This is a genomic window from Pedobacter sp. UBA4863 (assembly GCF_002399615.1).
Classification (GTDB): Bacteria; Bacteroidota; Bacteroidia; order Sphingobacteriales; family Sphingobacteriaceae; genus Pedobacter.
Map to the genome: position 1 here is coordinate 4107 of NZ_DHDZ01000036.1, position 14088 is coordinate 18194.

Below are 14088 nucleotides of genomic sequence, written 5' to 3' on the forward strand. Positions count from 1 at the left end.
ATTTATTCTTATTGAAATTTAAACAATTTCTAAGTTAAAAAGCAAAATAACATGCGGTCTTTTGCAGGGTTTGTCGAGAAAATTATTATTTGTTTGTTAAAGTTTTGTTAAAATTTCTTTTTTTAGTGAAAAACATTTGTGATATTTACAGGAAGTTTAGGTGTTGTGCGTGTATTTGCGTTTTTGCAGTTTCGGTCACAAAACAAAATAATTACTAACCAGATAATGAATTTATGAAAAAAAAATTACTCGCACTTTTTCTTGGAGTATTTTTGACATGTATGCATGTTTTTGCACAACAGGTTACAGTCACGGGAAAAGTTACTTCTTCAGATGGCCCTATACCGGGCGTTTCTATTAAGGTAAAGGGAACAACTGTAGTGAGCCAAACCAATGGCGACGGAACCTATACCATTAAAGCTGCGGCAAAAGACATTTTAGTTTTTAGTTACATTGGCTACACCTCTGTAGAGCGGAGTATTGGCGGTAACACCACCATTAACGTAACTCTTACTGAAGATTCGGAAGGACTAAATGAAGTGGTGGTAGTGGGCTTTGGTGCGCAGAAGAAAGAAAGTTTAACCGGGGCAATTACCTCTGTAAATGTAGAGAAAGTTTTCGGCAACCGCCCAATTCCCGATTTGGGTAGAGGCTTGCAAGGTGCAGTGCCCGGGCTTTCGGTAGTGGTGCCCAGTGGCGAAGTTGGTTCAACCCCCATCATTAAAATACGTGGGCAAGTAGGCTCGCTTAATGGCTCTAGTAATCCTTTAATATTGGTTGACAACGTAGAAGTGCCAAGCATACAATACATAAACCCAAATGATATTGAAAACATTACGGTACTTAAGGATGCAGCTTCGAGTGCTATTTATGGTGCTAAAGCTGCCTTTGGGGTAATATTAATTACCACCAAAAACGGAGCTAATGTTAGTGGCAACAAATTTACCTACTCTAACAATATTATAGCACAAACCCCATTTAAGGCTATTGATATTGCCGGTATAGACGGTCTGGAATATACACTAGACGCATACGAAAACATGAAAGGAACTGGCCCTGCCGGTGGTTTTTGGCGTATAGATAGAACCAGTTTCGAGAAAATTAAAGAATGGCAGGTCAAATATGGCAGCACCGTAGGTAATAACGATCCCGTGGTTTACAAACGAGATTGGGAGATGATTGGTGGCCAAAAATTTGGTTACAGGATCTACGACCCCGTAGAAGCAATGGTGAAAGATTATGGCCTATCGCAAATGCACAATTTGGGCGTAACCGGCAACAGCGGCAATACCAACTATAATTTAAGCATAGGGTATTTGGGGCAAAACGGGATGATGAAACCCGCCAAACATGACGATTACAGAAGATTAAACCCATCGCTGACTCTATCTACCAAAGCAACAGATTACTTAACGCTACGCGGTGGTGTGCGCTATGCCGAAGGAACCAAGCGTAACCCTATGTCGATAGGTACATCAGGTTTTGGCGGCGACCCTTGGTTATATCTCTATCGTTGGAGCCGATTGTTCCCAATTGGCGTGCAAGAACTGGGCGAAGATCTTTGGGATTCGGTTACTGCTACCCAAAGATCGAACGACCAAATCCGTAACGAAAAATATTTAAACTTAAACCTGGGTGCTACACTTAACATTACCAAAGCTTGGGACATTACGGCTGATTATGCGTATAGCACCGAAAATGATTTAGCTACCGCTTCTGTTCCCTTTGTACAAATGCGTTCGTTTTGGAATACTAACACCACCGCTTATTTAGATGCCAACGGCGCACAGGTATATGTTGACGACGAAGGCAACCCGGTTACTACAGGGGGTGTGCCGGCATATCGTGCGATGTATCAGGTGAATAGTTTGGCCGCCACACCAGACAAAACTTTTTTTTCTCAAGATATTTATAGAGCAAAAAGAAACACTTTTAACTTATTAAGTAACTATAAATTAGATTTAAAAACACATCAACTTAAGTTTTTGGTGGGTAGCAATATAGTTGGTTACGATTGGGCTACTCAATACTCTAAACGAGGCAATTTGTTGAATTACGACAATCCGCAGTATAACTTTGCTGTGGGTACAGAAAACACTGGCGGCTCGGCCAATTGGGATTCGCAAGTGGGTTTTTTTGGTAGGGTAAATTATGCCTATAAAGATAAATACCTTTTAGAGGCCAGCGTTCGTAGAGATGCCACTTCTAAATTCCCTACCCATTTACGGTGGAGAACCTATCCCTCGGTTTCGGGTGGTTGGGTAATTTCTAACGAAAGTTTTATGGACAAAACAAAACGGATATTAAGTTTTGCTAAACTTCGGGCATCTTACGGTCTTATCGGTGACCAATCGGTACCTAATTCTCTATATGTTCCACAAATGGGTATCACCAAAAGTGCGTGGTTAGGTGCGGATGGTACGCCTTTCTATCAGTTAGGTACTCCGTCTGCTGTTTCGGGTAATATAGGATGGCAGGATATAGAACACCTTAATTTAGGAGCCGATTTGCGCTTTTTTAATGGTAAATTAGGGCTTACTGCCGAGGTGTATCAGCGTTATACCCGCAATATGATTATCCCTGGCGATGCCCTGCCAGCAACTTTTGGGACTTCTGCTCCACAAGGTAACTATGGCGATTTGCGTACCCGTGGTTGGGAATTGAATTTAGATTTTAGCCATCAACTAAGCAACGGACTTAAATTAAGTTTCGATGCCAACATTGCCGATGCTGTAACCTTTATTACCAAAGGGGCTGATTTTCAGACGCCTTGGGAGAACAGATCTCTTTCAAGTGCTTTTTCAACAGGCCGCCGCTATGGCGATGTATATGGTTTTGTTACCGATAGGCTATACCAAAAAGATGATTTTGTTTATGATAGCAATGGCAATTTTGTACAAACCAATGTGGTGTGGCGTGGCACCAGCAAAAAAACAAACGTGCAAGCAGGCAGCAACCCGGTTTACCAAACCTATTTTGAAGATGGTAACCAAACTATGCTAATGAGCCCCGGCGATGTAAAATTTGTAGATGTAAACGGCGATGGCTACATTGATGCCGGCGATGGCACCAATGGCAACCCTGGCGATAAGGTAGTGGTAGGTAATAGCACGCCAAGGTATCAATATGGTTTTCGTTTGGGTGCCGATTATAAAGGATTTGGTCTTTCTGTTTTCTTCCAAGGTGTAGGCAAAAGAAAAATTTGGGGCAATGGTCAATTGGCCTTAGCGGGCTATTCTTCCAAAGAGGGGGCTATGCCGCAAGCCATTGCCGAAAACTATTGGAAACCCGACCGCACCGATGCCTTTTACCCAAGAGCATGGGACGCCGGCGGTGGTAGTGACGAATTTTATGTAATGAGGACGCAAAGCAGGTATATGCTAAACATGGCCTATTTAAAAATAAAAAACATTACCCTAAGCTATAACCTCCCTGCTGCTTTGCTAAAAAGAGTAAAAATATCCAATGCAAGGGTATATGTGTCGTTAGAAAACTTTATCACCTTTGATAAGTTAAGGGGCTTACCTATCGATCCGGAAACTATTACGGGCTATTCGATGCTTACCGATGGTACTTACAACCAAGGCCGTACAGGTACTTCAAATCCTACATTCAAATCGGCCTCGGCAGGTCTTCAAATTGGGTTTTAATTTAAAGGAAGAAAGAAAATGAAAAGAATAGTTAATAAAATAGCATTTGTTTTTATAGTAATTGCTTTTGCAGGCTGTAAAAAATATTTAGACCGTCCGCCGCTAACCACCGAAACTGACGAAACCGCCTGGACAAGCGAAGAAAAATTGCGCTTATACGCCAATAAATACTACGCCGAGTTTTTTCCGGGTTATACCGGTAGTGGCGCACCGCTAATCAGCAATACCAATAACGATGACATGGTAACCCTGGGCAACCAGATTAATTTTACACGTACCGTACCCAATAGCGGTATTTGGGATTATAGCACTATCCGTTCGCTCAACATTATGCTCGATAGGATAGAAACCAAAATGTCGGATGTATTATCGGCTAGTGCAAAAGCGCATTGGTTAGGCGTTGGCCGTTTTTTTAGGGCTTTTGCGTATGCAAAACTAGTGCAAAGCTATGGCGATGTGCCTTACTATACCAACGTGGTATTAGAGACCGATTTTGATGAGCTGTATAAACCACGTACGCCACGCAACGAAGTGATGGATGCCGTTTATGACGATTTACAGTTTGCCATACAAAACGTTAGAACAAGCGATGGCGACCAATACGTAAACCGTTATGTGGTGGCAGGCATTGTTTCTAGATTAGCTTTGGTAGAGGGCACTTGGCAAAAATATTATTACCATAACAATGCACAGGCCGAAAAATTTTTAAAATTGGCTATTGATGCTGCCGACATCGTAATAACAAGCGGCAAGTACGATATTGTTACCGATTATAGATCGCTTTTTACCTCTAAAAAGTTGGCAGGTAATAAAGATTGCATTTTATACAGAAGCTATGACCTTGCTAATGGTACAACCCACGGAGTTGCAACCATGAGCAATTTAACCCAATCTGTATTAATTGGCCCCTCTACCGATTTGCTAAAAGCCTATATTCTTACCAATGGGCGGGTGTGGCAAAACCCGGATGCCTTAAGCGGTTCTTTTGCCTTAGATAACATGATTGTAAGCCGCGACTCGAGGTTCGAAGCTACTTTTTACAATAAACCCTACCAGCTTAATAAAGCCTCTTACTTTTATGTTAACAAATTTTTTCCGAGAGATGTAGAAAAAGTAACCCGGCCAGATTTAATAAAACCAGATCCAATGCCCGGAGAATATACGCTATCTAACAACGAAACCGATGCGCCCGTACTACGTTATGCCGAAGTACTGCTCAACTGGATAGAAGCTAAAGCCGAGTTCGCCGAATTGGGCGGCCCTGCGGTTACACCGGGCGATATAACCAAATCTATCAATAAAATTAGGCTTAGACCTTTAGCTAAGGAAGCCGAGGATAGAGGCGTAACACAAACCGCTCCGCTTAATATGTCCGACCTACCAAACGACCCAGATAGAGACCCTTCAGTATCGGCTTTGCTATGGGAAATAAGAAGAGAACGCCGCATGGAGTTTGCTTTCGAATCTTTCCGTCTGGCCGACTTAAAAAGATGGAGTAAATTGGAATATATGGATAACAACCTTAATGATGATACAATGTCTGGAGGTTGGGTTAATTTCCAAACCTTTACACCCGACCAACTAACGGACACCAACATTGGTAAGCTAACTGTGGTAAGTACCACAGGGGTAGAAACCGTGTACAATGGCAGTAATAAAGCAGCTATGATAGGCTTTTTTAAAGATGCCGAGAGCCAAGGTCGTCAGCCATTTTTAAACCAAGCTAATATTAACCCCTACCTAACACCAATTGGTTTGGTGCAAATGGATGCTTATAAAATCAGAGGTTATCAATTGAAGCAAACACAAGGCTGGCCACAGCACTAAGAAATTATAGTTTTATAAATAAACACTAATTAAAAACAAGATTGTAAACGTATGAAACTAATATATAAAACACAAAAAATTAGGCTGTTGGCAGCCTTTATAAGCTTGCTAGCCATTGCTGCTTGTAAAGACAATTTACCCGAACCAATGGATACAAGCGCAAATGTAACCGTTTTAAACAGCATTAAAATTATAAACACGGGTGCAAATGGTGATGTGGTATTAAACGGTATTGTTGATGAGGATGCTAAAACTGTTTCGTTTCCTCGTATAGATACCCTTACCAAAGACCCAATTACCGGGGTGTATAACCTTAAAATTGAGGCCCAAGTATCAAATGGAGCTGTTTTAGAAAAAGAATTCTACCCAATTACTTTTGAGCAAGGCGAATCTGAAAAAATCGTTGTAGCAAAAGTAATGAACTCGCCACGTTTTCGTGAGTATTTGCTAAAATTAAGGCTAAAGGTACCTGTATATGGTGCCGATTTTGATACCTATGCTACTTACGATTTTTCAAACAATCCGCTAGGCCAACCAACCTATAGCGCTTTTGGGGGCACTTTGACTAGAGGAAGTGGATTTGATGGACAGCACGTGTTAGTGATTCAGAGGCTAACGGTATCGACACAAAGCCCGCATCTTCTAAGCGTAGATGAGTTGAAAAATGGTGTGATCAACAAAATCATGTTAAACACTACCGGCATTACAGGGGGAACTTATGCTGTGAATATGGGGGCGCAAGTAAATGGCCATACCTATATTGCAAATCTTTCTAGTAATGCGCCAACTAATCCAGTTAAAATTTACCATTGGACAAACCCAAACGTTGCACCACAGTTGATTGCGAGCATAGATATTTCTGGTTTGGCCGGAGCGGGTATAAGGCATGGGGATAATTTTTCGGCCAGTTTAGATGATCAAGGTAATGGATTTTTCTTTTTTGGCGACAACGCTGGAGCTAAAATTTTAAGATTTAATGTAGCTAATTATACTACAGTGACTAACCCAACCGTATTTGGAATGCCATTAACTGGCGCTGGCGCTTGGTCTAGCTATAATCGAATTGGCAATACCAGCGAGTATTTGTTTACCGGACACCCGATACAACTTGTTTTGGCGAACGATGGAGGTGCAGCCATCTATACTACAAGCAAAATGACCACTTTAGCAAAGGGTACTAGTTTCCCACTAACAAGTTCTGATGTACGTATCGTTAACTTTAATGGAGAGCGTTATTTAATTACGGTTACAGCACCTATTGGTACTGGTTCATTTGCCAACCTTAGAGTTTACAATATTACTAAAGGTAAAACGGTAAAAGATGCATTAGCCAATTTAGAAAACCTGCCTGCCATTTCCCCAATATTCGATTATCCGTTAATGGGGCCAACAGTTAACGCTGCTGCTGCTGCTCAAACAGGTTTTTATGTGAAGAAAGACGGCCTAGGTAAAGATGAAAAGTTGATGCTTTATGCTGCCTCAACCGATGGAGGTTTCGCATTTTTTGAATTTGGTAAAAAAGTAGCAACAGATTAAGTTCTTTCCGTCATTCCGACGACCTTAGGAGGAGGAATCTGCAACATTGAGCACTGCCTAATTTAGGCAACAGCTAATAAAGATTTCTCCTCGTACCTCGTCGAAATGACGCTCCTATTTTCATCATTGCGAAGGAAGAAGCAATCTTATTAGATATAAATAAAAACAACAAATGAAAAAATATCCATTATACTTGGTGCTGGCATTAGCCCTTATACTCAACGCCTGTAAAAAATCTGGTAGTGGTGGCGGTGGCACAACGCCGCCTGTAACAAATCCACCAACAACCCCAACAGGTCTTACTTATCCTAAAAAAGAAGCAAGAGCAGTTTGGATTACCACGGTGTGGGGTTTAGATTGGCCCGGAACTGTTTATGGTGAGGCTGCCCAAAAGCAACAATATATCAACTATCTTAATAAGTTTAAGGAGTTAAATATCAATGTGATATATTTTCAGGTAAAGGGGATGAGCGATGCTTTTTATGACTCGCCTTACGAGCCTTGGAGTAAATTTATTACTGGCGTACGAGGGCAAAAGCCTAGCTACGATGTGCTTAAATTTTTAATTGACGAAGCCCATGCCCGCGATATTGAATTTCACGCCTGGATGAACCCCTATCGTGTAGCTACAGACTTTTCTCAGACGCTTCCCAACGGTGTTGATGCAAGTTGGTTGTTAGATTACCCCTCAATACCAATACGCATTTACAACCCTGCCCAGCCCAGAGTGAGAGAACGCTTGGCCAATATTGTAAAAGACCTCATTACCAAATACGATGTGGACGGCATACACTTTGACGATTATTTTTATCCCTCATCTACAACGCACCCCGATGCCGCCGACTATGCCACTTATGGAGCAGGACAAACCTCCATACAAAATTTTAGGCGTGATAATGTAAACAAAGCTATAAAAGCCGTACACGATGTAATAGTGGCCACCAAGCCCGAAATAGTGTTTTCTGTTTCGCCTGCGCCAAATAAGGATTATAACTATAACACTTTATTTGCCGATATAGTAACTTGGTGTAGAGAGGGCTGGGTAGATGTAATTATCCCCCAATTGTATCAAGAAACTACAAATACTGGTTCTAATGCATTTATATCAAATCTTAACTTTTGGTCAGCTAATAGTTACAAAGCAGCCTTAATGGTTGGCCATGCCTTATATAAATTTGGCGATCCCGAGCAATATGGGACTGGAAGTACTGCAGTAGCAGCCTTTAGCTCAACAAACGAGTTGCAACTTCAATTCGACCTAACCAAGGCAAACGCAAAGGTGGTGGGCAATGTGCAATACAGAGCCCTGTCTATTACCAGCAACAAAATAGGTATTACCGATAAGTTAAAATCAATTTACAGCAATTTGGCCGTAATGCCATTTGTTGGGCGTGCCGTAGCTCCCGCTCCAGCGGTGGCAACCAATGTTAGGTTCGAGGGTGGCGAACTGAAATGGAATACATCGGGCGATGTAAAATCGGTGGTATATTATTTTTCTGATTTAAAAAAAGAAGGAAAAGTACATGCTATTATTAAGGGAAATACCATCTCTACAAATACCAAAGGCTACTACGTTGTTTCAACATTAAATGTCGATAATCAAGAGAGTAAACCCACTGATATGGTGGAGAAAAAATAAATAATCTGTTTAACAGATTTCAGACGTTTCACTATACAAAAAAAGCAGCCAAAAGTTTGGCTGCTTTTTTTGCTTTAAATAGTCGCGTTATGAGTTGTGCCGTTTTTTTCGGAATTGTGCAACAATAATTTTGGTATAGATTGAAATATAGTTGAAAATTTTCTTCTTTTAGTGAAAAACATTTTTTTATATTTACTTAAGCAAAAGCGCTGCGCATATGTGCGGTTTGTTTGGCGAATAACAAAATAAATGAAACTAAAATAATTTTTATGAAAAAAAAATTACTCATGCTATTCTTGAGTTCTTTTCTGTTGGTTATACAAGTGATGGCTCAGCAGAAAACAATTACAGGGAAAGTAACCTCAGTAGAAGATGGTCAGCCCATACCTGGGGCAACGATTAAAATCAAAGGTTCAAACGCCGGTGTTCAAACTGCAACGAATGGAACATATTCAATATCGGCTAAGCCAGGAGATGTGCTTCAGTTTATCTTTCTTGGAATGGCGACTCAGGAGAGGGCAGTTGGTGCTGCGCAAGTAATCAATATAGCCTTAAATTCAGATACTAAGGCTTTAGGAGAAGTGGTGGTTACAGCATTAGGTATTAAAAAAGAGAAAAGAGCAGTTGGATATGCTGTATCTGATTTAAAAGCGGAAGAACTGATGAAAAACAAAAATACTAACGTGGTCAATTCATTGGTTGGGAAAATACCGGGTGTTAATGTAACGCAATTTGGCGGGTCGGCAGGAGCAGGAGCTTCCATTACTATCAGAGGAGGTAATTCTTCGTCTGAAGGAAGACAGAATCAGCCTTTATTTGTTGTAGATGGTATTATTTATGATAACAGCACCTCAAGTACAGGTAACACCGGAACTGATGGATTATCTCGCAGTAACACCACTTATTCTAATAGGGTAATGGATATTAACCCTGAAGATATAGAAAACTTGTCAGTGTTAAAAGGGGCAGCAGCAGCGGCTTTATATGGTTCAAGGGCAGCTGACGGAGTAATCATCATTACCACAAAAAGAGGTGCTGAGGGATCTACAAGTGTTAACTACGCTACTAGACTAAGTACTTCTTGGGCAAATAAATTGCCAGAAGTTCAAAAAGAATTTGGTGTAGGTTCTTATGCTGTAAATGGCACTTTTGATGATTTGGAGTCGTATAGTTCATGGGGCAAAAAATTAACTTCTGCGAATACTACTTATGACAATATTGGAACTTTCTTCCAAAATGCAGGTGTTTTTGATAATAACATCAATGTTTCGGGAGGTTCGAAAAATGGAACCTTCTTTTTATCGGCATCTAATTTTGATCAGTCTGGCATTGTGCCTAATACGGATTACAACAAAACGACTTTTCGTTTAAATGGTCAACAGAAATACGGCAAATTGACACTTGATGCGAATGTTGCTTATTCTATTGCTGATATGAACAGAACCTTAACTACTGCGGGATTGTATGATGGCGGAGGTATTGGAAGTATGGGTTCTTTATATAGTTGGCCAACCGTTTTTGATATTAGAAATTATATCAATTTAGACGGTAGTCAACGTCGTGAATATCCGACATTAGAATTAGAAAATGACAGAGATAATCCGTATTGGATCATCAATCAAAATAAATTAACTTCGAAAACCAAGCGTATTACGGGCGGTATTAATGCTAATTATAACATCGCAAAATGGTGGGATTTAACTGCTCGTTTAGGTTATGATCAACACACAACTGATGATTATACTTACATTGCGCCAGGATCGGCTGTTCGACCTGCTTATCAAAACGGTCGTTTAAGTAAAAATGATGTAGATTATTCGTTTTTGACAACTACGTTAATGAGTAATTTTCATAAAACATTTGGCGATTTTGAAACTCACGTGATGCTAGGAGCCACTAGTGAAGATATTGAAACACTAAGCCAAAACCACTGGGGATATAATTTTATTACTGCGGGAACGATTAGTTTAAATAATATTGAAGTTACAAATAAATTCTTTTCTGATAGGACAGTTAAAAGGCGTTTATTTGGTGCCTATGGAGAAGCAGGGGTTTCTTATAAAAGTATCGCTTATTTAACTATTACAGGACGTAATGATTGGTCATCGACATTGCCAATCGAAAACAGATCTTATTTTTATCCTTCTGTGAGTGGGTCGTTAGTATTTACAGAATTGATTCCGAAAAACAATATTCTTTCTTATGGTAAGCTTAGAGCAAGTTGGGCACAAGTGGGTAAAGATGCCAATGCTTACGCTACATTAACTTATGTTAATGCTCCTTATACTATAGGTTCTTATACAGCGGTTGGAAATCAGTGGGGTGCAGGGAATCCGATACTTAAGCCAGAAATTCAAAGTTCTTGGGAAGTAGGTGGAGAATTTAGGTTTCTAAAGGGGAGAATTGGCCTTGATTATACTTATTACCATAGTCAAACTAAAAATCAAATCGCACAACCACGTTTGTCAAATGCTGGAGGCTTTATTTTTAGTTCACTAAATACGGGTTCTGTAATTAACAAAGGTATGGAAGTTGCCTTAAGTGGTAGGCCCATCGAGCAAAAGGACTTTTCTTGGGATGTAATGTTGAATTTTTCTTATAATAAAGGAAGATTAGGGGAGTTTTTACAAGGGGTGTCTTACTTTTATCCAACAGATGCGCAATTTGGAACAGTAAAAGCGGCATCTATTCCTAATGGTGGTTTTTTCCTTGGAATGACTGGACAGTCTTATTATCGTGAATTGGACGGTAATGGGAAAGAAATTACTAATGGTCGTTACCAAGTTGATCCAACTACCGGATTGTATAAAGTAAATGCTAATAGTCCAATAGTGGGTAATCGAGAACCAAGCTTTATTGGAGGTATTAATAACACTTTCCGTTATAAAAAATTATCATTAGCTGTATTGTTAGATGTTAGAAAAGGCGGAGCAATATTTAATGGTACTGAGTATGCATTAGTTTCAAACGGGTTAAGTAAAAGAACGTTGCTTAATGACAGGCAGTCGGTAACGGTAAAAGGTGTAAATAGTACAACTGGAGCAGATTTTACACAGACTTACGAAGCGGATAAAACCTATCCTATCGGGGCTACTACTGTTGCTGGAACAGCAATGATTCAGCGCTATTGGGCAAATTATGCTGCTAATTCCTATAATTTTATCACCGATGTTAATTGGTTAAAATTAAGGTCTGTAACATTGTCTTATGATTTTGGCAGCTTAGTTAAGCAAGTTAAATTTATCAAAGGTTTGTCTGCTACTGCGGTGGGCACCAACTTGTTAACTTGGACAAACTATAAAGGCATGGATCCAGAGGTAAGTGCTGCAGGTGGAACTGGTGGCGCGGGCTCAACAGGTATAGATTATCTTGGGGTCCCGGCCGTAGCCACTTTTACATTTGGATTAAATGTTAGATTTTAATTAAGACAGCTCATGAAAAAGAATATAAATATTAGAAACATTATATTGGCCTTTGCGCTAATATTGGGTTTAACATCTTGTAAAAAATGGTTAGATGTTAACGTTGATAAAGATAATCCAAATAACAAAAGCGTATTATTGGAGAATAGGTTGCCTTGGATACAGCACTTTTACATGTACTCTGCTGGTGTCAGTAATTTTCGTGCTGCTGCTCAAGCAGGGGTATATTACAGTAACAGTGGCAACACAAATTCCGTAACAACTACTTGGAAGCCAGTAGCAGCTCTTACCACCACGCCTTACCAAACGTTTTTTGTAGCTACTTCGTCAAACATAACCGATATGTATGATTTGGCTAAGAGTAAAGGTGCATATCATTATATGGCTGCAGCTAATGTGTTTCATGCATTAGGTTTTATGCAAATGTTAGATCTTTATGGCGAAATGCCTTATACTGACGCCACCTATGGTAATCCAAGTCCTAAATATGACAAAGGTAGGGCTATTTATAATGGATGTATGGCCAAGTTAAATGAAGCCATCAGCTTATTTAGCAAAACACAAGAAACAGGGGCCCCAGCGCTAACTCCTGGCGATATGATGCATAAAGGAAGCGTAGATAAATGGATTAAGTTGTGTTGGGGATTGAAAGCTAGATACATGCTTAAATTGTCGAAAAAATCAGATTTATATAATGCTGATTCGGTTTTGTACTGCTTGTCAAAAGGCCCACAATCTAACGCTGATAATGCTATTTTACCAGGTTTGAACAACAGTATGGTAGTTGATTATTTAATTGGCGATCCCATAGTTACTAATGGTAATTTTAATTACGCTGCTTATGGAAGTAATCAACGTATTTCACAATTCCACTATAACTTATTGACAAATATGCGTGGTTCGGCTGTAGTAGATCCTAGAATGAGCAAAATTGTGCCGGCAATGATGACAAACGTAAAATTAGGTAGTGATGGTAAAGTTCAAAGCTATGACTGGACTCGTTCTATTGGTGTTGATTCTTATGGCCCAGCTACGAGATTATTAAAATCTACGGCAACGTCAATTGCTTTACCTGTTTATGCTACCGCAAATACTAATATTACCTATGCGATTGCCAATGCTACCGATAGGGCAACGTTTATTGCGGATCTTACTGCTAAGGGAAAAACCTTTACAACTTCTGGAAATAACGTTACAGTGACCTATCGAGCGGGATCAATGTATATCAACAGTACAAACTACGTATTGGCAGGAGACACTGCTTATGTAAATCTGCGAAGTAATGCGATTGCCACATCAGGTAATCCAGCGCAACCTCAGAATGATGTAAATTGGTATTCGAGCGTGCCAGCCTACACTGCCGGTGTAGTTGGTTCAACAGGGTCATTTCAAACGCGTCCAGTTTCTGATTTTGAAGTTTTGACATATCATGAGATGTGTTTTATTGAAGCAGAAGTACAAATGCGTAAAGGGGCTACAGGTGCTGCTTATACTGCTTACAGAAAAGGAGTTGAAGCTCATATCAATATGATGCAAACCAAATTGACGGAATGGCAAGGTGTGTACGGAACTACTAATCCTGATATGAAACCAATGAACCCAACTGATATTACGCTCTATCTTGCTAGTGCAGCGGTGGCTCAAAATTCAGGAGAACTATCTATGCGTGATATTATGTTGCAAAAATATGTTGCTATGGGATGTAGTATTGAAAATTGGAACGATATGCGTCGTTTTAATTATAGTGCTGGCAATATCGGGAGTTTTGGTGTGGTATATCCTGGATATGACAGAGGTCCTCTATTTACAGGTAACGCGGAGTTAATTGGAACTTCAAAAACAGATCCTAAGTATTGGATGCGTCGTTGGAGATTGCCAGCTACTTTAGAGTTGCAGTATAACACAACAAATGTGCTTGCTGTAAATCCACATGCAAATCAGCTTTATATATGGTCTATGCCAGTTTGGTGGGATTGCGCTACAGATCAAGAGTATGAAAGCTATCTAAAATAAT

6 protein-coding genes are annotated in these 14088 nt (G+C 40.0%); all 6 read left to right on the plus strand.

The window, feature by feature from the left end; translation table 11 throughout:
* Positions 1–233 precede the first annotated feature (233 nt).
* The 6 genes from B3I52_RS08470 to B3I52_RS08495 all read left to right on the plus strand — a co-directional run bounded on the left by B3I52_RS08470 (position 234) and on the right by B3I52_RS08495 (position 14087).
* The gene (locus B3I52_RS08470) at positions 234–3650 is read left to right on the plus strand and encodes a SusC/RagA family TonB-linked outer membrane protein (protein WP_293300349.1); all 3417 of its coding nucleotides are present in this window, start codon (positions 234–236) and stop codon (positions 3648–3650) included.
* An 18-nt stretch (positions 3651–3668) separates the two neighbouring features.
* Positions 3669–5477, plus strand: a complete 1809-nt coding sequence (locus B3I52_RS08475) for a RagB/SusD family nutrient uptake outer membrane protein (protein WP_293300351.1) — start codon at positions 3669–3671, stop codon at positions 5475–5477.
* Between the two features lie 51 nt (positions 5478–5528).
* A complete protein-coding gene (locus tag B3I52_RS08480) occupies positions 5529–7013 on the plus strand; it encodes a DUF4623 domain-containing protein (protein WP_293300353.1) in 1485 nt (494 codons plus the stop codon).
* Between the two features lie 172 nt (positions 7014–7185).
* Positions 7186–8652, plus strand: coding sequence for a glycoside hydrolase family 10 protein (locus tag B3I52_RS08485; protein ID WP_293300355.1), 1467 nt, complete (start codon positions 7186–7188; stop codon positions 8650–8652).
* A 269-nt stretch (positions 8653–8921) separates the two neighbouring features.
* Positions 8922–12074 (plus strand): SusC/RagA family TonB-linked outer membrane protein, encoded by a 3153-nt coding sequence (locus tag B3I52_RS08490; protein ID WP_293300357.1) that lies wholly within the window; start codon positions 8922–8924, stop codon positions 12072–12074.
* A 12-nt stretch (positions 12075–12086) separates the two neighbouring features.
* Positions 12087–14087: a SusD/RagB family nutrient-binding outer membrane lipoprotein gene (locus B3I52_RS08495; RefSeq protein WP_293300359.1), complete on the plus strand. Its 2001-nt coding sequence runs from the start codon at positions 12087–12089 to the stop codon at positions 14085–14087.
* Position 14088: the final 1 nt, after the last annotated feature.

Coding starts and splice junctions, on each gene's coding strand:
- B3I52_RS08480 (WP_293300353.1), top strand. CDS start 5,529: ATGAAACTAATATATAAAACACAAAAAATTAGGCTGTTGGCAGCCTTT.
- B3I52_RS08490 (WP_293300357.1), top strand. CDS start 8,922: ATGAAAAAAAAATTACTCATGCTATTCTTGAGTTCTTTTCTGTTGGTT.
- B3I52_RS08475 (WP_293300351.1), top strand. CDS start 3,669: ATGAAAAGAATAGTTAATAAAATAGCATTTGTTTTTATAGTAATTGCT.
- B3I52_RS08485 (WP_293300355.1), top strand. CDS start 7,186: ATGAAAAAATATCCATTATACTTGGTGCTGGCATTAGCCCTTATACTC.
- B3I52_RS08470 (WP_293300349.1), top strand. CDS start 234: ATGAAAAAAAAATTACTCGCACTTTTTCTTGGAGTATTTTTGACATGT.
- B3I52_RS08495 (WP_293300359.1), top strand. CDS start 12,087: ATGAAAAAGAATATAAATATTAGAAACATTATATTGGCCTTTGCGCTA.